At 66.2% G+C, this 20,562-nt stretch carries 15 protein-coding genes; 8 read left to right on the top strand and 7 right to left on the bottom strand.

Going from position 1 to position 20,562, the window contains the following annotated elements:
• The 3 genes from SX243_17135 to SX243_17125 all read right to left on the bottom strand — a co-directional run.
• The coding region (locus SX243_17135; protein ID MDY7094698.1) for a Crp/Fnr family transcriptional regulator at window positions 1–398 on the bottom strand (398 nt) is incomplete at its 3' end.
• Window positions 399–417: 19 nt separating this feature from the next.
• Window positions 418–2,472, bottom strand: coding sequence for a cation:proton antiporter (locus SX243_17130; GenBank protein ID MDY7094697.1), 2,055 nt, complete (start codon window positions 2,470–2,472; stop codon window positions 418–420).
• A 53-nt stretch (window positions 2,473–2,525) separates the two neighbouring features.
• The gene (locus tag SX243_17125) at window positions 2,526–3,338 is read right to left on the bottom strand and encodes an IPTL-CTERM sorting domain-containing protein (protein ID MDY7094696.1); all 813 of its coding nucleotides are present in this window, start codon (window positions 3,336–3,338) and stop codon (window positions 2,526–2,528) included.
• A gap of 188 nt (window positions 3,339–3,526) precedes the next feature.
• On the opposite strand from SX243_17125, the gene SX243_17120 reads away from it, so the two are divergent.
• Window positions 3,527–4,528 (top strand): PfkB family carbohydrate kinase, encoded by a 1,002-nt coding sequence (locus SX243_17120; GenBank protein ID MDY7094695.1) that lies wholly within the window; start codon window positions 3,527–3,529, stop codon window positions 4,526–4,528.
• Between the two features lie 280 nt (window positions 4,529–4,808).
• Here SX243_17120 and SX243_17115 read toward each other — a convergent pair whose 3' ends face one another.
• Entirely contained in the window at window positions 4,809–6,194 is a 1,386-nt protein-coding gene (locus SX243_17115) for a PQQ-binding-like beta-propeller repeat protein (protein ID MDY7094694.1), read from the bottom strand.
• A 335-nt stretch (window positions 6,195–6,529) separates the two neighbouring features.
• On the opposite strand from SX243_17115, the gene SX243_17110 reads away from it, so the two are divergent.
• The 3 genes from SX243_17110 (at window position 6,530) to SX243_17100 (ending at window position 7,676) form a co-directional block, all read left to right on the top strand.
• A complete protein-coding gene (locus tag SX243_17110) occupies window positions 6,530–6,754 on the top strand; it encodes a type II toxin-antitoxin system VapB family antitoxin (protein ID MDY7094693.1) in 225 nt (74 codons plus the stop codon).
• Entirely contained in the window at window positions 6,744–7,130 is a 387-nt protein-coding gene (locus SX243_17105) for a PIN domain-containing protein (GenBank protein MDY7094692.1), read from the top strand. The genes SX243_17110 and SX243_17105 overlap by 11 nt, the downstream gene beginning before the upstream one ends.
• A 237-nt stretch (window positions 7,131–7,367) precedes the next feature.
• Window positions 7,368–7,676, top strand: a complete 309-nt coding sequence (locus SX243_17100) for a hypothetical protein (GenBank protein MDY7094691.1) — start codon at window positions 7,368–7,370, stop codon at window positions 7,674–7,676.
• 86 nt (window positions 7,677–7,762) lie between these two features.
• On the opposite strand, the gene SX243_17095 is transcribed toward SX243_17100, so the two are convergent.
• Together SX243_17095 and SX243_17090 are read right to left on the bottom strand one after the other, a co-directional pair.
• Window positions 7,763–8,326, bottom strand: coding sequence for a DUF4287 domain-containing protein (locus SX243_17095; protein MDY7094690.1), 564 nt, complete (start codon window positions 8,324–8,326; stop codon window positions 7,763–7,765).
• A gap of 124 nt (window positions 8,327–8,450) precedes the next feature.
• Window positions 8,451–9,245 (bottom strand): DUF6503 family protein, encoded by a 795-nt coding sequence (locus SX243_17090; GenBank protein ID MDY7094689.1) that lies wholly within the window; start codon window positions 9,243–9,245, stop codon window positions 8,451–8,453.
• A 476-nt stretch (window positions 9,246–9,721) separates the two neighbouring features.
• Here SX243_17090 and SX243_17085 point away from each other — a divergent pair, with 476 nt between their 5' ends.
• From SX243_17085 to SX243_17070, 4 genes are all read left to right on the top strand, one after another.
• Window positions 9,722–11,044, top strand: a complete 1,323-nt coding sequence (locus tag SX243_17085) for a tetratricopeptide repeat protein (protein MDY7094688.1) — start codon at window positions 9,722–9,724, stop codon at window positions 11,042–11,044.
• 208 nt (window positions 11,045–11,252) lie between these two features.
• Window positions 11,253–13,799, top strand: coding sequence for a hypothetical protein (locus SX243_17080; GenBank protein ID MDY7094687.1), 2,547 nt, complete (start codon window positions 11,253–11,255; stop codon window positions 13,797–13,799).
• Between the two features lie 92 nt (window positions 13,800–13,891).
• Window positions 13,892–19,132 carry a multicopper oxidase domain-containing protein gene (locus SX243_17075; GenBank protein MDY7094686.1) on the top strand — a complete coding sequence of 1,747 codons (5,241 nt, stop codon included), beginning with the start codon at window positions 13,892–13,894 and terminating at the stop codon, window positions 19,130–19,132.
• Window positions 19,132–20,085, top strand: coding sequence for an SUMF1/EgtB/PvdO family nonheme iron enzyme (locus SX243_17070; protein ID MDY7094685.1), 954 nt, complete (start codon window positions 19,132–19,134; stop codon window positions 20,083–20,085). The genes SX243_17075 and SX243_17070 overlap by 1 nt, the downstream gene beginning before the upstream one ends.
• Window positions 20,086–20,112: 27 nt before the next feature.
• On the opposite strand, the gene SX243_17065 is transcribed toward SX243_17070, so the two are convergent.
• Window positions 20,113–20,562 (bottom strand): cytochrome c (locus SX243_17065; protein ID MDY7094684.1); only part of this gene is annotated, 450 nt, incomplete at its 5' end.

Below are 20,562 nucleotides of genomic sequence, written 5' to 3'. Positions count from 1 at the left end.
CGGATGCGGTCCGCCATCAGGTGCGCCAGCCGGATCTCCAAGCCCGGCAGCCGCTCGAGCATCTCGGGAAACTGATCCACGTGCAGCTGGGCCACGCGGCTGGGCTCGACGGCCTTGGTCAACGCCGGGAACACGGTCATCCGCGAGTGCGGCAGCATGCCCCCCACGTCGCCGGGCTCGTAGACGAAGGTACCGACGTCCCGCCCGTCCTTGCGCACGGTGCCCTGGAGGCTCCCCTCGAGGGTGATGTAGAGCCATTCCGCCGGCGAGCCCGGCTCGTGGAGCAGGTCCCCGGGCTCCAGGCGCAACTCCTCCAGCTGCTCCGCCAGCCATTCGAGGCCCGCCGGCTCCAGATCCGCCAGCAGCTCCACGGCTTGTAGGTCGTCGGCGGTGATCATCGGCTCAGCCCTGTTGCGATCACAGGATCACTTCGTCCTCGTAGCACCAGGCCCAATCCTCCCCGGGTTCGAAGGATTTGACCAGCGGGTGTTCCGCCTCCCGGGCGTGGGCGCTGGCGTGCTTGCCTACCGAAGAGTCGCAGCAGCCCACGAAGCCACAGGTCATGCACACCCGCAAGTGCACCCAGGTCTGACCGTGGCGCAGGCACTCCTCGCAACCCGCGGCGCCGGGGCGCACCGGCTGGGTCCCGGATACGTGGGAGCAATGCTCGGTTTGCCGCTGACGCTCGTTGAGGCTCACCACCTGCCCCAGCTGGCCGGCTCCCTCCGCCGACAGGGCTCGCCGCAGGGCCTGAAGCTCCGCCGCCGGGGTCTCCTCCAGCTCCTCCGCTCGCCGCAAGGCCTCGGCCACCAGCGCCATGACGCTCTCCAGATCCTCCGCCACCACCGCCGTCGCGCCGCTGTGCTCCAGATGGGCGATGCCGCTGGCGAAGCGGGTGCGGGCGAGGATGGGCAAATCGGGGTTGAGGCCGTGGGCGGCGGCCACCACGCGGTGGGTGGTCTCCGGATCGTCGTCCGCCACCACCAACAACCGAGCGTGCTCGATGCCCGCCAGGGTCAGCTCATGGCGGCGGGTGTAATTGCCCCGCAGCACCGGCAGATCGCCGTCCTCCGCGTGCAGGGCGCCGTCGGGGCTGAGGGTGAGGATGAGATACGGCACGCCGCGGCGCTGAAGGATCGGCGCCAATGCCTTGGCCGCCCCGCCGTAACCCGCCAGTACCACGTGATCCCGCAGCTCCCCGTGACGATCCGCCACCGCCGTCGCCGCCGCCTCGTCCGGCGTGGCCACCGCCGCCACCTTCCGGGCCGTCGCTTTCTCTTCCTTCCGGCTGCGCACCTTCTTGCCCAGCTGCGCCAGCGCCGGCGTCAGCACCATCAGCACCACCGTCACCGCGATGAAGGCTTGGGAGCCGCGCTCCGCCATCCCCGCCGGGAACAGCCCCACCTCCCGGCCGGCGCGCTCCAGGACGAAGGAGAACTCTCCCACCTGCGCCAGCATCAGGCTGGAGAACCCGAGGGTACCGGCGCCGTAGCCGAGGACCTTCAGGCTGATGCCGGTGGTCAACGCCTTGAGCACCACCACCCCCACCATCAGCCCCAGGCAGAGCAACGGTTCTCGGAGCAGGAAACCGGGATCCAGCAACAGACCCACGGAAACGAAGAAGGTGGCGCTGAACAGGATCTGCAGCGGCAGGATCTCGCCGAAGGCCATCTCCGAGAAGCGGCTCTCGCTCACCACCAACCCGGCCAGGAAGGCGCCCAGGGACAGGCTCACCCCCGCCAGGCTGGTGAGATAGGCGGTGCCGAAGCAGATGGCCACCACCGAGAGCAGGAAGATCTCCTGAGAGCAGGTGCGGGCCACCGCCTCCAGAATCTTCGGCATCACCCGCCGGGCCACCAGCAGCACCACCGCCACGATGGCCCCGGCCTTGGCCAGCGCCAGACCGATGCCCCAGCCGCTGCCGGCGTCGCCGCCGAGCATGGGCACCAGCAGCACCATGGCCACCACCGCCAGATCCTGGAAGATGAGAATCCCCAGCGCCGCCTGCCCGCCCTCGGTGTTGGTCTCCCCCTGGCTCATCAGCAGCTTCATGACGATGGCGGTGGAGGACAGCGCCACCAAACAGCCGGTGAACACCGCCGCCTGCCACGGCACTCCCAGGAGAATCAGCGCGCCGCTCACGATCAGCAGCACCAACCCCACCTGCAATCCACCGCCGACGAAGATCAGCTTCTTGATCCGCCCCAGCTTCTCCAGGCTGAATTCGATGCCGATGGTGAAGAGGAGCAGGATCACCCCCACCTCGGCGGTGGCCTCGATGACCGCCTCGTTGCGGATCAACCCCAGCGCGTGGGGCCCGATGAGGGCGCCGGTGAGCAGGAAGCTGACGATGGAGAGCACTCCCAGGCGGTGGAAGAAGTACGCCATGGCGGCGCCCAACACCAGCAGCAACGCCACCTCGGTGAAAAACGGCGGCGCTGCTCCTGCGGCCACGAATTGGGTGGCGGCCACACTGATGCTCCCCAAGCTCGTCACAGACTCTCCTCGCTAGGGCGAGCGTCAGCTCAACGCTGCCGCGCCGTCCGCCGCCGCAGCAGGAAGGCGGCGGCCAACGCCAGCAGCCCCGCCAGCAGTGCCAGTGACAGCGTCGAAAGGGTGGGAATCTCCACCGTCGGAGCGTCCGGCTCCAGGTCGAAATCCCAGGTCGTGTCGCCGACGCTGGCGTGGGCGATGCGCACACCGTCCAAATTCCCCAGGAAGCCCACATAGTTGCTCGCCGTGTCGCCCATATTCCAGCGGACCGCCAGCGCCATGGGGTCGTTGAAAGCGTTGAAGCGGGCGTCGGGGTTGGCGACGAGGAAATCCGCCAGCGTCGACGTGCCGCCGGTGCTCACCTGGTAGGTGCCCAGGAAGGCGTCCCAGAATTGCCACACTCCCTGCATCACCATCCCCGACGGCGGCACATAGTCCAGCCGCGTCTCATAGGTGCCGTCACCGTCGGCGTCGAGATAGAGGTTGATGTACCAATTGTTGGTGTTGGTGGCAGCGGGATCGATGTAGGTCCAGAAGGAAAGCGCCGTGAGATCCGAGAGCGGCAGATCGTGGTAGTCGTTGCGCCCCAGGATGATCTTCGAAGCCGCCACCTCGATCTCCGTCTCGAAACTGCCGACGCCGAAGGGCGGCGCGTCCGGCCCTTCGACAAAGTCTGTCGGCGGCGGCGTGCCGAAGGGCCCGATGAGCCACCCCGCCGGATCCACCGGCGTCACCAAGGTCTGCGCTTCCACCGGCGCCGCCCAGCCGGCGGCCCCGGCGACGAGGATCCCGCAGGCAATTCCTAAAGCGATTCCCACAACCGATGCGGTCTTGCGTCCCAGCATGCTGACTCCCTACGCTCGATGGCTCAATGCTTGATGAATAAGATCCGATGCGTGCGGTGCGATAGTAGCAGGCGGAGATGATTGTCTGAATCACTCGCCAGGTCTGCGCCGAGGGGCCGCCCTGAGGGTAGACCGGTGATACCGTTGCGGGCCTACCACCTACCCGAGATCTTGCCGGTTCCACCGTCATGGCCCACTACCCACCGCCCATCGCCCGACGCCTCGCCGCGGTGACCCGCATCCACTGCTTCGGCGAGGTGCTGGTGGACGAGTTCGAGGACGGTGCGTATCTGGGCGGCGCGCCGTTCAACGTCGCCTTTCGGCTGGCCCAGGATCGGCAGGCAGCGACAGACTTGCCGGTAGCGCTCATCTCCGCCGTCGGCGACGATGGCCGCGGCCGGCGCATTCGCGAGGTGCTCCAAACCCACGGCATCGACACCGCCTGCCTTGGGACCTCCACGGCCGCCACCGGCCTGGTCACCGTCGAGCTGGACGCCGCCGGCCAGCCCGTCTTCACCCTCGCAGAGAACGCTGCCTGGGATGCCATCGCCGCAATCCCCGAACGTCTCGACGGCGCCCTCCTCTATTACGGCACCCTGGCGCTGCGCGGCCCGGCCAATCGCCGGACCTGGCGCCGCCTGGTGCGACGACTGGCGCGCGAGACCTCCGGCCTCCGCTTTTGCGACCTCAACCTACGCCCTCCCCACGACGCCGCGGCGGTGGTGCGCGAGGCCTTGCTGGCCGCGGACATTCTCAAAGTCTCCACCGACGAGCTGAGCCAGCTGGAAGCTCTGGCGCTGTGGGGGCCGCTGGTGCAAACGCACCGCGGCAGCAGCCCGGAGCAGCTCGCCCAAGCCCTCTTCTCCACCGCCCGCGCTGCCGGCTCCACCCTCCAAGTCCTGCTGGTCACCGACGGTCCCCGGGGCGCCTTTTTGGTCAGTGCCCACGACCGCGAGGAGCGCGAGATCCTTCTCTCCGCCGCTCCCCCACCCGCCGTCTCCGTGGTCGATGCCACCGGCGCCGGCGACGTCTTCTGCGCGGTCTTCTTGGCTCGCGCCCTCGCCGGGGCTCGTGCTGGGGAGAGCTTTCTGCAACAGGCCCTGGATGAAGCCGTGCGCCAGGCCACCCTCAGCTGTGCCGAGCGCGGGGCGACGCCGGTGGCGCAGATGGTTGCGGGGAAAGCTGGGTAGGTATCAGGCTGCGAGGAGACCACCCCGGGGATCCGATGTTCGCGAGACAGCGCCCCCGCGAGGGGTTCAAACCCCTCGCTACTACATCTCGTCCCTGCCGGGACGACACCCCCATTCCACCCCTGAATGCAGGCCGAGAACCCTGGGAGCGCCGGCTTCCAGCCAGCTCCCAGGAGCAATCACCCATCCCGTCTCGCTCGCTCCGCTTAACTCGATCCGCCAGCTGGCCGGCCGTACCCGACCAGATCCCGACCAGCCCTTTCCGCTGTCCTAGCGCTTCTCAGCGCGATGCCGTGGTTTCCTTCTCCATACCCTGCTGCGAAGCCTCCACGATGGCGTAGAGGTGCTCGTGACCGCGCAGATAGAGCTCGTCTCCCACGATGGCCGGCGAGGCGTCGAAGCGGTCGTCGAGGGAGTTGGTGGCCAGGACCTCGAACTTCGGCCCGTGGCGCAGCACCAGGGAAGTGCCGTCCCGCCCCACGATGTAGACCTTCCCCTGGGCCGCCACCGGCGAGGCGTAGACCCCGGAGACGCCGGGAAGCCGCTCCGGCCCGTAGAGCACTTCCCCGGTGGTGGCGTTCACCGCCGTGAGGATGCCGTTGTTGCTCTTGAGGAAGTAGAGGGTCCCTTGGTAGAGCACCGGTGAGGGCACGTAGGGAGTGTCCCGATCCAGGGACCAGAGAATCCGGCTCGCGCCGCTGCCGACCTCGCCGCCTGAGTCATTCTCGGCCGCAGCCTGCTGCGCCGCCTCCCCCAACCGAATCGCCTGCACCGCGTTGCCGCGGAAGCCGCTCATCACGAAGACCACGCCGTCCTGCTCCACCGGCGTCGGGATGGTGTTTAGAGTCATCCCCGGCACCTCCCACAGCACGTCGCCGGTCTTCAGGTCGTAGGCCCGAGTCGCCTCCGTGGCCGCCACCACCACCTGCGCCCGCCCGCCATGCTCCACCACCAGCGGCGTCGACCAGGAGGTGGGCTCGTCCCGCTGCTTCCGCCAGCGTTCCTCGCCGGTGGCCTTGTCCAGCGCGACGATGAAGTCCTCCCCTTCGTGATCCCAATTGATCACCACCGTATCCCCGTGGAGCGCCGGCGAGCTGCCCTCGCCGAAGCCGTTGCGGGTTTCCATATCCCCCAGATCCTTGGACCACAGGAGCTTGCCGTCCAGGCTGTAGCCGAAGATGCCCCGGGAGCCGAAGGAGACGATCAGGTGCTCGCCGTCGGTGACCGGCGAGGCGGAAGCCCAGGAGCCGTCCCCGTGGGTCCCCTCGTGGGGCAGCTCCTCCACCGGCGCGTGCTCCCACACCACCTTGCCCGTAGCCCGCTCCAGGGCCATCACGGTGTAGCGCTGCACCATCTCCGGCTGGATCCCCCGCAGCCGCCAGGCCCGCTCCCGCTCGGTCTCGTTCTCGGGAATCTCCAGCTCGACCTTTTTACCGGTGGGCACGGCACTGGTGAGGAAGATGCGGTCCCCCCAGATCACCGGCGACGCCAGCCCCTTCCCCGGCACGGCGACTTTCCATCGCACGTTCTGCTCTTCACTCCAGGAAACCGGCGGCGCACTCCCCTCCGCCGCCTCCCCCGTCTTCTCCGGCCCCCGCCAATTCCCCCACTCGTCTGCCAACACCGGAAGGGCCATCGACGCCACCGTTGCCAATACCAGCCCCATCCAGATCGTCCTCCGAGCTATCTGTTCCAAGCCCCGCATCGCAAGCCTCCTCCCGTCGAATTCGCTGGAATCCTACTCGTCGTTGAGCCTCATTTTGCGGCGGTGGGGGCTGGTGTCAAGGGGATGTGGAGGGTTTTGCAGGGGTGTTGCGGTGGTCTTCCGGCTCCGCCCTCACCGCTACGAAGAATTCGAGCCCGGGCTGCCGAAGATTCCGCCGGGGGACTAAACGCCTTCTGCATAGGTCTGCCAACCTTCCAGGCGCCCTTGCAGTTGTCTCAGAGAGATCTTGGGCATACAATCAGAGCAGCATGTGATTCTCTCAGGAGGCTTATTTGATGCGCACTACGATCACCATCGACGACGGAATCTTTGATGAACTGATGGACTTGACAGAGGCCAAGACAAGGACCGAGGCGATCAATCTGGCGCTTTCCGAGTGGATCCGCCGAAAGAAGATCGAGAAGCTCAAGGCCTTGCGGGGAAAACTACCTCTGGAAGGCAACTTGGAAGACTTTCGCCTACTCGAGGTAGCCGAGGCAGAGTCATCGTATGAGTACTAGGGTCCTCATCGACACTTCGGTCTGGATCGAATTCTTCCGCCGCAGCGAAGGTGCATTGGGAGATACGGTTCTTCAGCTTCTAGACGAAGACCGGATTGTTTTGTGCGGAATGGTGGAGCTTGAACTGCTCCAGGGAGCTCGTCCCCGGGAGCAGCGAATGTTGGAAGATCTGCTTGGCGCTCTCGGCTATGTGGAGACAGATCGTCAGGACTACAGCGACGCAGGTCAGCAGCTTGCAAGATTACGACGCAAAGGCATCACCGTACCTGCCAGCGATGGCCTCATCGCGACGCTCTGCCTACGTCACCGCTGCCAACTGCTGACCCTCGATGCTCACTTTGATTATTTTCCTGCGGTACAGCGACTACCAGTCTAGAGCTCTCGCCTCCTTAGTCACCCTCCTCGGACCGGCTTGTTGCCCACGCAAGAGGCTTCCATGCTTCTCGCCTGCGAACTTGGCCATAGAATAAAGCGCGCCGCTGCTCACCGCCTGCTCCGCTCTCGTAGCGAAGCGGACGGCAAAGCCTGGCGCTTGAGGCGGCTCGTGTCAGGGTCGCCGGCCGGACTGCGAAGTCCGGGACTTTTCGATCTATTTTCTGTAGGAGGACACCCTATGCGCCATCTTCACCTCACCATCCTGACCCTCGCCCTCGCTATTCTCATCGCCGCACCAGCCCTCGCCGCGCCCAATGCCGACGCCCCCAACGCCAGCGCGACCGCCGAGATCTCCGTAGCGCAGCCGGCCTGTGACCAGGTTGCTCCGGCGGGGGGTGCCACGGACGCCATGCTCCCTGGCGCCGAGCTACTGACCGAGACCGCCTGGGGCGGCGTGTGCGATCCCAACCGCCAGTGCGTCACCGACGCCGACTGTGGCCAGTTCGGCTATTGTGCGGTCTACCGGCTGTGCATCTGTAACGGCTGACGCAGGCGTCAACGTTCCCAGCCCTTGGCTGGAAGATCGAGCCCACCGGTTTCCCGCCGGTGGGCTCCGTTGCGTTGGCTGGGCGTTCAGGCTTGCTCGTAAGCCTGCTGCAGCCAGGCGGTGACCTCGTCGTCCACTTCCTCGGCGGATTCGAGGCGCACGCGGTGGCTGACCATGGCGTTGAAGCTGCCGGAGGCCTCCAGGCGTCCGGCGGGATCGACGCCCGGTAGCTTGAGGCCGAGATCCACCCGGGTGCGGGTGGAGGGTTGGATGAGGGCGAATTGTTTGCTGCGACGGAGGCTGACGTAGGCCTTCTTCGGTGCCAGGGTGACGTCATCGCCCAGGCCCTCGACGGCGGCGATGAGGGCCTCGTAGATGGGCAGGAGCCCGGCTTTGGGTCCAGCGTATTGGGCCGCCACCAGATCCTCCTCGGCGGCGGGAGGCGAATCCTGAGCGAGGTATTTGTGGGCGATGAGGTTGGCGTAGCCGTGGGTCACGCCGTGCTCGGCCTTGAGGTGCTTGACGATCTGGCCGTGCTTGGCGAGACCCGCCGTGCTCAGCAGCTGCAGCCAGCTATCGAGGTTCCGGCCGGTCTTCTCCTCCAGGTTGGCGATCATCGACTGCGCCATCTCTTCCGGGCTCTGAGCCATCTACTCCCCCCTTTTCTTGGAGGCGCTAGAAACCTCCTGGTGCTGATCGTAGGTTCTCAAATCGTAGCAGTTTTGGTGAGAGTCAGGCGCCGGTGAGAGCTAGGAAGGACTCGACGGTTCCAGGCTACTTCCTCACCTCCAACAAGGTGTCCGTTCCCAGCAGCTTGTCGTCCTCGTGGGTGTACCAGGTACGGGCCTTCGGGAGCCGCAGGCCGACCGCCGCCACCTCGCCATCGAGGTAGATCACTTCGCCGTCGTTCTTGGCCTCGTCGTGGTAGAAGCGGTAGCCCACCAAGGCGTAGGTCTCGCGGTCGAAGTAGAAGTACCAGATATCCCCCCCCACCTCCTCCTCGTAGGTCACTCGGAGATCATAGACCGGCAGCGCTGGAGCCGATCCCGGGCCTTTGAGGGTCGTCGCCGTGACGCGACCGAGCTGGGTGCCGGGATCCCGCAGCTTCATGGGTAGCCCCCAGAGGTAGGTGTAGTAGTTCCTCAGCAAAGTGAGGCGCTCACAGGTCGGATGATGCTCCTCCCGCTCCGCCGCAGTCACCTCTGAGCGGCCATCCAGGGTCATCTCGCAAGTATCCGGAGCCCACACTCCTGCCACCGTGTGTTCCCCTCTCCGCACGATCTCGAAGCGCTCCCCCGCCACGTCGATTAGGGCCTCCGTGCGCCGGTCAGGCCCATTGGGGCGACTCTCGGCAAAGACCAGCCGGTGGGACTCGGTGAGGAAGCGGCCGTCTGGATCGTGGTAGACGATGGAGCGGTCGAGGAGCTCCTGGGGGGTGGGTGGCTCGGCCCGGGCTGAAGCTCCGACGATAACGGTTACCAGCAAGACGATGGCAATCAGCAGGTTCCAGAAAGCCTGGCCGTCGAGAGTCCTATAGCGAGCGAGTGTCTTATCAGGGGTCCAGACCATGGCGCCTCCGGAGATGGATAGACAGTCAACAGGAATCCACCCGGAATCTACCAGCTAGCGACCTTCAGTACGTGGCGTAATTCCAGAAGTAACTCTTGCCCGGACAGCTATGACTGCGGTGATACTGGATGCTCCTATTCGGTAAGAGAGCACGGACGCAGAGCAATTCTGTGCTGCGATTGCGTGCTCTAAAGGGGAATTCTTATGTTGAATAAGTCCAAACTACTCATGTCTTTAATGAGCCTGGGGATCGCCGGAGTTATTTTTGCCTATGCTCCGGCACCGGACCATCACGACCTTTCTGCTAGCTCGGTCTCCCAGCTGGATGTGGGAGATGCGGGGCCCGAGATCACCCCTGACGGCTAGGGGGTTGGTCAGCCTCACCACTTGATGGAGTTGGTGAGGCTGACCTCTGCTGTGCTATTTTTACGCGGATAAGAACTTTCCTCAACAACAGTGCAAGGCCAGTTTCTTTTATGACGCATCTTCATCTCACCCGAGAGCTACTGGACGCAATCCTCGATGGTCGCCGAAATCCAGGCGATTTGGTGCCGGTGGTTATGGCGCATCTCTTCGACCTTTGCCCCGCCTGCAACGAGGCCTTTCAGGAGTGGCAAGATAGCCTCGTCGATACACCACCGCAGAACCTGGACGAGGCGCTGGCGAGGGTTCGAGAGCGCAGCCAGCAGCTCATCAGCGGGGTTGAGCATGAGGTGCAGGCGAGCCGGAAAAGGGTTTTCGATCTCCTCGCCTTGCCCCAACAGGATCGCCTCGAGACCATCAGTAGCGCCGGTAGCGAGTATCGTGGCCTCGCCTTGGCGAGCCTTCTCATTGACCAATGTCGAGAAAGCCTTCCGGCCTATCCAAAGAGATCTCTGGCCTGTGCCGAGCTAGCCAAAGCGGTATTGGAGCACAGCGACTTCGGTCTCTTGGCGGTCGAGCTCTATGCCCGAGCCGTTGCCTACACAGCCAACGCTTGGCGAATCCAGGCCAAGCTTGGTGAGGCCGCTACCGCGATGCAAGATGCTCGCTTCTTGCTGAAAAGCAATGGCGGTGGTGATCGACTGGTGAAGGCAGAGCTCGACAACCTCGAAGGACTTCTCCGGGTCTATCAGCGGCAGATGCCAGAAGCGATCCGGCTTCTTCGACGTGCTGTATTCGGCTATCGGGGTGCGGGGTTGGAGCACGAGGCCCTCCGCAGCTCCCTGAACCTCGCTCTCGCCTATCGTCATGCCGGCGAAATCGAAGAGGCCGTGAAGCTTCTCAAGGGCATCGAGCAGAGCCTGGAAGGCGCAGACTCGCCGCTGCTCAGCTTCGCGCGCCACAATTTGGCGTATGCGCTTTGCGAGGCCGGTGAGTACCACGACGCCCGCGCGCGCCTTGAGCTTCTACGCGCCGATGAATTCCTGAAGGATCCGGTCAGCCTGCTGCGCGGCCTTTGGGTCGAAGGCCGTATCAGCACTGGCCTGGAGGAGTACGACAAGGCAGAGCAGCAGCTCCGGGAAGCCGCCTATGGATTCGCGGCAGAAGAGCTTCCCTACGAGCACGCTTTGGTCAATCTAGATCTCGCTTTAGTCTACCTTCAGCAGCAAAAGATTGGTCAGGTCCACCAGCTCGCCCAGGAGCTGGTGGCCAGTTTCCGGGATTGGGGGATCCAGCGCGAAGCCGTGGCGGCGGCGATGCTGTTCGAGGAATCCGTGCGTTTGGGGCAGATCACCCTGGCCCTCATCGAGCAGCTCACCCGCTATTTCGAGCAGGCGGAACGCAACCCGTCGGTGCCCTTCGACTTCGGAAGCTAGGTGCCGCCGGTTCTCGCTGGGCCTCCCACCCGCACCTTTTCAATTCGCTCTTTCAAGGCGCTGATCGGCGCTATGCATGACATCGAGACGACTTTCTCATATAGTGGCAGGAAACATCGTCTCGTTTCATAGCTTCCTCGGCGGAAGCTAGCCGCCTTTGCGGGTGACTGGATTTTTCCGAGCGGCTCTTTTTTGAGGAGATCGGAGCATGAATTGGCATTGGTCCGCCCGTTTCTTCGGTGGACTTCGTTCGCGGCGTCTCGTCCTGGCTGTCGCCGCCGGAGCCCTCATCGCCGGCACCTACTCACCCGCCCACACCCAAGAGCTCGACGCCAACAACCCCGGTATCCTCGAACCGGTCACCTCGCATCTCCAAGGTAAAGAGATCCGGGTTCCCAACACGGACCAATCCGTTGACGGCCTCGAGCAGTCGACGATCCACGGAGCGGCGGTGTGGACAGCGGCGACCGAGACCAAGAGCCTCATGGGGCACCCCATCACCCGGGTCACCAGCCCCAATGACGACATGCGCTCCAACCTCCGGGCGATCTACCACGCCGCCCGGGACCGCAACGCCGAGGCCATGGAGGCGCCGGCCCAGGACCTCCTCGACATCCTCCATGGGGAGACGGCGGGGCGCATCTATGACGGCTTCGCCATGCTCAACTACAACCGCGGTGCCTACGCGCCGGGGCATGAGGCGGGCGAGTACAAGATGCGCCGGGCCCGCGACAGCGGCGAGACCTTCGTCAACCCCTTCGATCCGGAGGGCGGGCTGGCGAAGATCTGGGAGGTCGACATCAACCTCCTCTACTACGACGGGCAGATCGACTCCGACACCTTCTTCGTGCGCTTCCCGGTGGATGTCGACAGGGACGACACGCTCCGCGTCCACTACCGCATCTTCACCCTGGTGGACGAGGACTTCTCCCCCACCCTGGTGATGCTCGACCGCCGCCAGGCCCTCGATACGGTGCAGTTTCCCTTCAAGGGCTTCGATTCGGTGTGGCTGGCCATGAACGCCGGCCAGGTGGTCGACGTGACCCTCGACTACCCGCCGTCGCAGATGGTCCGCGGTATTTACACCTGGGGATGGAGGGAGCATCCGCCGCGGATCCAGTTCATGCAGCCGCTCTACGAGATCCGCAACGCCCACACCGGCGAGGTCGAGCTCGATCCGGCGGGACGCTCCTATGCGACGCGCAACCGCGAGAACCTGACCATCGCCAACATCGGTGAGGCAGCCCCCGAGAAGAAGATGCTGCGGGTCGCCGAGGCGGTGCTGGCAGGGACCGAGCCGGAGCAGATCGAGCGCTGGATGACCGAACGGGACGTCGGTCCCCAAGGCACCTGGCCCGAGTGGGCCGGCCTGGTCAAGATCCAGACCCAGCTGCCCGATGAGGCCTGGGATGTCCTCGCCGCCGAGGGCATCGAGCGCGGTACCTTTGGCGACTACCAGATGGTCTCGGTCTTCCTCAACAACGAGATGTACGGCGACGGACCGTTCCTCAACGAGATCAAGCTCTGGGACCAGGGAGAGACCTTCCCCGTCAAACTGATCAACCTCGACAACCACACCCACTACTTCCGCAACGTCGATTTCGGGCCGCGGTTGAGCGACGACATCCTCAGCTGCTGCGGCGGCGGCCTCACCAGCTTCGAGGTGATGAACTTCAAGGGCACCTACGGCGTGCCCAAGGTCGCCGAGATGCAGTGGCGGGCAGGCTGGGGCTTCCGCCCCCACTATGACGTCATCCAGCAGCAGGACGTCTTCTCCCGTGGCCAGGACCGGGTGCGGCTCAAGCCCTACCGCAGCGGCGACGGTTCGACCTATTTCGGGTACCAGTGGTCGGAGGCGGCGCGGAAGGGCGATTTCCGCTTCAACCCACCGAACTTCATCATCACCGACCGGGAGAACCCCAGCGAGTTCCTGCTGCGGGACGCCGACGGCGAGAACGGCCTGGTCATCGGCCAGTTCACCGAGGGCTTCGGCATCGCCCAGATGTGCCCCGAGGATGCACCCGGCTTCTGCACCGCGGACTTCGGCCCCGCCAATCCCAACGGCGTCTACAACATGGACAGCGACGGCGATGGGGTCAACGACGAGCTCCACTTCCCGCCCTTCCTGCGCAACCCGGCGCAGGGCCAGAGCGGCGCCGGCGACATCATTCCGCCCACCGGGGCCTGGCGTCCCTTCCTGTGGGTCAGTCCCTACAACGGCACGGTCTACATCGATCCCGAGGACAAGAGCAAGGGCTATTGGGCCGACCTCACCTACATCCACGGCCGGCCGGTCTTCGCGGGTTCCTCGATCCGGGCCAGCATCGAGCTGCCGCGGGCCTCGGGCCAGGTCTTCTATCAATTCGACGACCTGTTCCACGACAACAGTATTTTCTCTCCCCACCCGGTCTTCGCCGGCTTCGACGACGAGGTCGAGAGCGACCGCATCACCGTGCTGAAAGCATTTCGCGATGGCCTGCTCAAGGTCCGTGGTGTGCTGACGCCGCTGGCGAGCGGTCACTTTGCCGAGTGGGTCTCCCTCTACGACGGCCCAGCGGGAGCTAACGGTTGCACCGGCAACCTCCTCCTCACCGGCCCCGTCCGCCAGGAGGACGGTCTCTTTCTTTTCCGCTGCGGCGAGGGCAGCTGCCAGTCGCCGCTGGCGCCGGCGGTGTTGTCCGAGGGGGCTCCGGGCTCCCACGCCTGCGTGCAGTCGACGGTAGGTGCCTTCCGGGATGTTGAGATCGGGGGCTGAGCGCTGATGGTTGGGAACCGCGCTCCCGGCTGGTGTCAGCGCCGGCCGGGACTCGCGACTCCTCGAAGTTGATTTTCGATCGGGAGACTAGGATGAAATCCAATGAGGCGGGCGCTGTAGCGCCATCGAACCAGCCCTTCCAGCGCCGCTGGAGCTTGCGCATCGCCCTCGGCCTTGCCGTGGTCATCGTGGCGTGGGAGTACTCGCTCAACGCTCTGCTCAATCCCGGCGTCGACTGGAGCTTGGTGGGGGTCGCCGGGCACATGGTGCTCGATGTCTGCCTGCTGGTGCCCGTGCTCTTTCTCACCCTCGGTCTGGCGCTCCGCCTCGCTCGCCGACTGGGCTTCGAAACGGCGGACGGCTCCGGGCTCCTGGGTACCGCCGGCGTCGTGGCCCTGGTGGGATTCCTGGTCCTGCTGCCGCTGACCAGCACCCGGGACCTGGCCCACGAGGAGTTAGGCCAGCTCACCGGGCTCGCCCTGGCAGAGGTTCAGACCACCACCGTGACTTCGGACCTCACCGTCCGCGAAGCGACTCAGCTGTGCTCCTTCGGCTCGCTGCGCAACCCGAGCCTGGCCCGCGACACCTACCAGGAGTTCAGCACCACCGTCGTCGAGCGATTGTCGAAGGGGATCGAGGACGCTCTCATCCAGCTGGCGGTGTGGCTGCCGTTGCTGCTCCTGATGCTCTGGCGCAGCACCGGCCGGCCCATCCACCGGAGTCAGCTCCAGCCGCTCTTCGAGCTCTGGCGGACCCGCACTGCCCGGACGCTCCTCTGCGTCGTTCTCGTCGGCGCCGCGGCAGCAGCGGTCCTCGACACCTCCGGCGACGCCGTCGATGCGGAGACCGTCCTCGCCCGCACCATGGCCAGCTACAATGCGTGCACTGACGGCGGCGAGGTCAAGGAGTACAACGTCTCCGCCATCGACGTCACCATGACCCTCAACCGCTGGGGTGATCACGTCCTGGGCACTCACATGTACGCTCTGGACGCCAACATCCCGGCGATCCGAGAGTTCGAGGCGGCCCTCGACGCCGACCGGGCGCTGGCGGAGGGTGCCGGCGTCACCCGCGTGTCGTTTGGCTTGCGCAAGGACCCCATCCAGCCGCTGGTCCTTCGCGCCAACCTCGGTGAATGCCTACGGATCCACTTCACCAACGCCCTGAGCGACGGAAAACCGGCCTCGATGCACCTCTTGGGGCTCCCCCACACCGTCGCCAACGCCGGCAGCGCCGTTGGCAACAACCCGGACACCTTCGCTGATCCCGGCGAGACGGTGACCTACGAGATCCCGATTCCTCGGGATCCCGGTGCCGAGCGCGCCTACTATTTCCACGATCACGGCGCCGGCCGCGAGCGCCAGAGCATGGGTCTCTTCGGCGCCGTCGTCGCCGAGCCCCGCGGCGCCACCTATCTCGACGTCGAGACCGGCGAGCCCCTCGACACGATCACCGGCAGCAATTGGGAGGCGATCATCATCGATCCCAATCTCGACCAGCGGGTGGATGGCAAGAGCTTCCGCGAGTTCGTGATCTTCTACCACGAGATCGGCAACGAGGCGTTCACCGACATCCGCGACCGGGACGGCAAGAAGGTACCGCTGGTGGACGAGGTCGCCGGGGTCTATCGTCCCGCCGCCCGCGCCCTCAACTATCGCAGCGAGCCGTTCCGCCGCCGGGTCGAAATGGACCAGGACGTCAACGGTGACGAGGCCGGCCACGGCAAGAGCCTGGGCTACGCGTCCTACCCCTTTGGCGATCCGCCGACCCCGATTCCACGCTCCTACGTCGGCGAGGGCGTCAAGACTCGGCTGCTCCACGGCGGTAGCGAGGTCTTCCACGTGCACCACCTCCACGGCGGTGCGGACCGCTGGCGGCGCAACCCCAACTCGGATCCCAACAACGACTTCTGGAAGGGGCTGGTCAAGGTCCCGGACCCCAAGGTCGCCTCGATCCATCTCGACTCCCAGAGCATCGGCCCAGGCACCAGCTACAACCTCGAGCACGAGTGCGGCGCCGGTGGTTGCCAGCAAGCGGTGGGCGACTTCCTCTTCCACTGCCACATCGGACACCATTACATCGCCGGGATGTGGTCTTTCTGGCGCGTTCTGGACACCCTTCAGACCGCCGAGAGCAACGCCTATGGTCACCCGCTGGCGGTGGTGCCGGAGCTCTTCCAGTCCCAAAGTCCCTTACAGCAGACCACTCCGCCGGAGGAAGCGGTCTCCGCTGGTGACCTGCTGGGGCTCGAGGTCGACCACGGCCGCATTCTGAGCACCGGCCCGACCACGGAGACCGAGAAGAACCTCCAGGAGTGGGTCGAAGAGATGCTGCCCCCCGCCGGCGTCCCCCTCGACAGCGGCGACGCGACGGTCTGGAATTGGGCCATGACCGGCTCCGGCGCTGACCTCAAGGTGTGGGGGGAGCCCGAGGAGACCACCGCGTTCGCCGGCTATACGTCGCCGACTCCCGGCCAGCGGCCGGAGGTGCTCTTCAATCCCAAGAACGGCCGCTACACCTGGCCCCTCTTCCGTCCCCATGCCGCCCGCCGGCCACCCTTCACCGCTCAACATACGGGAGCCCCATGGCTCGGTCAGACGATGAATGAGAGCCGGCTCGACGGCCTCTGTCCCTCCGGCGGTGCCGGCGGTGTCGACGTCGGGCCCTCGGCGGTGCAGCGCTATTACCCGATGAGCGCCATCCTGCTGCCGATCCAGGTGACCCCGGACCGTCAGGATCCCAACGGACAAATCTACGTGCTCAACGAGGATGAGGCCGCCGTGCGCCGCGGCACCAAGCCGGCGGAACCGCTGACCATCCGCTCCAATGTGGGGGATTGCGTCGAGCTCGTCCTGACCAACAAGATCCCCGACGGCCCCACCAACAAGGGCTTCTCCAAGGTCAACCTGCACACTCACTTCGTGCAATTCGACCCGCAGGCCTCCGACGGCGTCATCACCGGCTTCTCCTACGAGCAATCGGTGCGGCCCATCGAGAGCGAGGATCGGAACCTGCTCACCGCCGCCGCCGCCGGCGAGACGACCCTGACGGTCAACCATACGAATCGCCTCCGCCCGGGGATCTGGATCGGTGTCGGTCTCGGTGAAGGCACTTGCGGCACCAGTCCCCAGGGCCAGCCGATCCCCTGCACCGAGGTGCGGAAGATCACCGCCATGACCCCGACCTCCATCACCCTCGACCAGCCCCTGGACCACGACCACCGCGCCGGCGAGGCCGTCGGCGTCGAGTTCGTGCGCTACAACTGGTACTCCGACGTCGACTTCGGCACGGTCTTCTACCACCAGCACGTCGAGTTCAAGGACTGGGATCACGGCCTCTTCGGCACCCACATCGTCGAGCCCAAGGGCTCCACCTACCACGACCCGGCGACGGGCGAGGAGGTGCGCTCCGGCACGCTGGTGGATATCCACGTCGATCCGGCAGCCGGGGGCAACCCGGTGGCCGCCGGCGTCGACGGCTCGTTCCGCGAGTTCGTCCTGCACCTGCAGAACAACAATGTCGTCGAGGGCCGCTTCACCCGCGGCGGCGGCACCATCAACCTGCGCGCCGAACCGTGGCGATTGCGCGATGGCGAGGCCGCCCACCGCTTCTCGTCGGTGACCCACGGCGATCCCCACACGCAGCTGGTCCGCGCCTATGTCGGCGACCCTTTGGTGGTGCGCGGCATGGGTCTCGTGGAGCGGGTCGGTGGCTTCCGCATCACCGGCCACCGCTTCAACCAGGAGCGGCAGAACGGCAAGAGCGACCTCCGAGACACCACCTTCCTCGGGATTTCCGAGCGCTTCGCGGCCTCCCTCGAGGGCGGTGCCGGCGGCACCGGTGGCTACCCCGGGGACTACCTCTTCTACTCGACCCTGGGCAAGGACTTCGAGTCCGGCGCCTGGGGCCTCCTCCGGGTCCACGACACCGCTCAGCCGGATCTCCAGCCGTTGCCCCGGCATCCGGTGCCCAGCGGCCAGGGCTTCCCGCAACTCTCCTTCACCGGCGAGGCCCCGCCGGCAGCGCCTTCGAAGGGCGATCCCTGCCCCGCCGATGCCCCGACGCGGGTCTACTCGGTGGTGGTCGATGAGGCGGAGATCATCTACAACGAAGAGCTGGCACCGGACGTCACCGGCGTCGTCTACCGTGAGGCCTTCAAACCCAGCTCGAAGGCCCGAACGCCGCTGGTGATGCGCGCCAACGCCGGTGAGTGTCTCGAGGTTCGGCTGCGCAATCTGCGCGACCAGCGCTCGTCCCTCAACCTCGGCGAAGTGGTCTTCGATCCCCAGGGCTCCTACGGCGCCGCCATCGGCTACAACTACGACTCGACGATCCCTGCCCACCGCGGCCGGGTCTACCGCTACTACGCCGACGAGGAGCTCGGGGTGGTCGTGGGGATGAACCTCGGGGACATCGACTCGGTGGAGCGCGGGGCCTTTGCCGCCGCCGTCATCGAGCCCCAAGGCACCACCTTCCTGCGGCCGGGCAAGAGTGAAGAGCTGCCTCAGGGCGGCCTCGGGATCCAGGCCGACATCGTGGGGGTCGACGGGACGACCCGGGAGTTCGTCGCCCTGTTCAACGACGAGGACCGGCGCATCGGCCAGAGCGCGATGCCCTACCCGGTGGCCGTCGAAGGCGTCACCGGCATCAGCTACGCCGCCGAGCCCCTCGCGCTGCGCGGCATGGTGGCCAATCCTTCGGAGGTCTTCCGATCGAATCTGTGGGGCGATCCTCGCAACGTGGTGACGGTGCCCGCGGGGACGCCGCTGGTCTATCGCATCGCCCAGCCCTGGGGCAACCAGGTCCACGTTCCGACCCTTGAGGGGCACCGCTGGTACCTCGAGCCGGGAATGGATGGATCCGAGGAGCTGGTCAGCGACGTCCTGCTGCCGGGCATGGCGGTGAACTACCACTTTGTCGGCGGCGCCGGCTCCGAGATCCAGGCGCCCGGTGACTACCTCTTCCTCGACCGGCGGCAGCCCTTCCTCGAGGCCGGTCTGTGGAACATCCTGCGGGTCACTGACGACGGCACCTCCGGCGGTGCGGACGCGGTGACGGTGAAGACCCTCACCGCAGACCCCGCCCCCGGTGGCGCGACCCTCCACGTGGCCGGGGTCGCCAGCCCGCGTCCCGCCGGGGATACGACGCCGTCAGTGGCGATCTTCACCGGCAGGATGACCGACGGCCGCTGCGCCGGCACCCTCCTCGGCCGCGTGCCGGTGGACCCGGGGAGCGGCGAGTGGCAGCTCGATCGCTCCGTGAGCGAGGCTCCGACCCAGGTCTGTGTCCAATCCCAAGCCGGCGGCACCATGGAGAGGCTCTTCAGTCCCTGATGCTCTCAGGGCTTGTCCGGACGACGCTGGGGCTGCTCGCGGCCTGCGCCATGACCTGGTCCGCCACCGGCGGTGGCGTGGGTGAGGCAGCTGCCATCACCGCCGCCGCCAGCACGCCGATCGCGAGCAAGCCAATCGCGAGCAAGGCGGAAGAGAGCCCTGCCGGTCGCGGATGGCACGGCGAGCCTTTGCCCCCGGGGATGGAGCGCGGCTCCCACCAGGGGGAGTACCTGTGGACTCGCGACCGCTCGGTGATGGTCTACGTCCCCGCCGGGTCCTTCCCCATGGGCAGCGCCACCGGCCCCGCCGACGAGCGCCCGGTGCACGAGGTCGTGCTCGGCGCCTACTACATCGACAAATACGAGACCTCCTGGCGCCAGTGGAAGCTGTCCGGGTTGCCCTACGCCGACAGTCCCGACGATCCGAGAGCCATCCCCCGCGCACCGGACTGGGGCATTCACGACGACCAGCCGGTGGTCAACGTCACCTGGGGCGACGCCCGAGCCTATGCGCGCTGGGCGGGCAAGAGGCTGCCGTCGGAGGCCGAGTGGGAGAAAGCGGCGCGGGGCACCGACGGGCGCAAATACCCCTGGGGCGACGAGCAACCGAGCTATCAGCGCGCCGTCTACCGCGGGCATCCGGAAGCGGAAGCCTCCACGGCGCCGGTGGACTGCTGCGCCGCCGGTGCTTCGCCCTACGGCGTCCTCAATCTGGCGGGCAACGTCTACGAGTGGTGCGAAGACGTCTACCGGCGAGACTTCTACGCCCACTCCCCCACCCATGACCCCGTGGCCCGCGGCGAAGGGCCACACCGGGTCCTCCGCGGCGGCGCCCATGTGCTCGAAGTCGAGGACCTGTCGAGCACCCTCCGCTACCGCCTGCGCACCGGCGACCGTACTCCCTACATCGGCTTCCGGACGGTGGTATCGGGGATCCCCGAGTCGCAGGATTGAGCTACGCCCCCCGCGGGCTCCTGGGACTCAGGGCTGGGGTTCGTCCAGCAGATAGGTGACGACGTCGGCGAAGTCCTGCAGCGTCATCAGGCTGGCGTACTCGGGCATCGAGCTCGGTGTCTGGCACGGACCCTCTTTACAGTTCGGCGCGATGAAGGCACCGGGAACTCGGATCGAATCGTAGATGTATTGCGCCGCCGAGACCCCTTCGATGCGCGTCCCTGCCTCTTCGGCGAGGAGCGCCAGGTCGGGGCCGAAATTGTTCGAGCCCGGCTGTTCCACATCGCCGTGGCAGGCCATGCAACCCAGGGTGCCATCGTAGAGCGCCTTGCCCCGCTCGCCGTCGCCTATGGGCAGGAGCAGGCGGACATCCAGGGGCAGCGCGACCTCTCCCCCCAGCGGCCGCAGGTGGTAGTGCTCCGCCGGCTCGGGGATGGGGAGAAACACCGAGCGTCCCCGCCGGCGCCATTCCACCAG

This window comes from Acidobacteriota bacterium (assembly GCA_034211275.1).
Taxonomy (GTDB): domain Bacteria; phylum Acidobacteriota; class Thermoanaerobaculia; order Multivoradales; family JAHZIX01; genus JAGQSE01.
Note: the sequence above shows the minus strand (reverse complement) of the source record. Positions and strands in the feature narration are given on the sequence as shown.

Excerpts from the sequence above, each read along its gene's own strand:
- SX243_17125 (MDY7094696.1), bottom strand. The coding sequence starts at position 3,338 with ATGCTGGGACGCAAGACCGCATCGGTTGTGGGAATCGCTTTAGGAATT.
- SX243_17120 (MDY7094695.1), top strand. The coding sequence starts at position 3,527 with ATGGCCCACTACCCACCGCCCATCGCCCGACGCCTCGCCGCGGTGACC.
- SX243_17115 (MDY7094694.1), bottom strand. The coding sequence starts at position 6,194 with ATGGGGCTGGTATTGGCAACGGTGGCGTCGATGGCCCTTCCGGTGTTG.
- SX243_17110 (MDY7094693.1), top strand. The coding sequence starts at position 6,530 with ATGCGCACTACGATCACCATCGACGACGGAATCTTTGATGAACTGATG.
- SX243_17105 (MDY7094692.1), top strand. The coding sequence starts at position 6,744 with ATGAGTACTAGGGTCCTCATCGACACTTCGGTCTGGATCGAATTCTTC.
- SX243_17100 (MDY7094691.1), top strand. The coding sequence starts at position 7,368 with ATGCGCCATCTTCACCTCACCATCCTGACCCTCGCCCTCGCTATTCTC.
- SX243_17095 (MDY7094690.1), bottom strand. The coding sequence starts at position 8,326 with ATGGCTCAGAGCCCGGAAGAGATGGCGCAGTCGATGATCGCCAACCTG.
- SX243_17090 (MDY7094689.1), bottom strand. The coding sequence starts at position 9,245 with ATGGTCTGGACCCCTGATAAGACACTCGCTCGCTATAGGACTCTCGAC.
- SX243_17085 (MDY7094688.1), top strand. The coding sequence starts at position 9,722 with ATGACGCATCTTCATCTCACCCGAGAGCTACTGGACGCAATCCTCGAT.
- SX243_17080 (MDY7094687.1), top strand. The coding sequence starts at position 11,253 with ATGAATTGGCATTGGTCCGCCCGTTTCTTCGGTGGACTTCGTTCGCGG.
- SX243_17075 (MDY7094686.1), top strand. The coding sequence starts at position 13,892 with ATGAAATCCAATGAGGCGGGCGCTGTAGCGCCATCGAACCAGCCCTTC.
- SX243_17070 (MDY7094685.1), top strand. The coding sequence starts at position 19,132 with ATGCTCTCAGGGCTTGTCCGGACGACGCTGGGGCTGCTCGCGGCCTGC.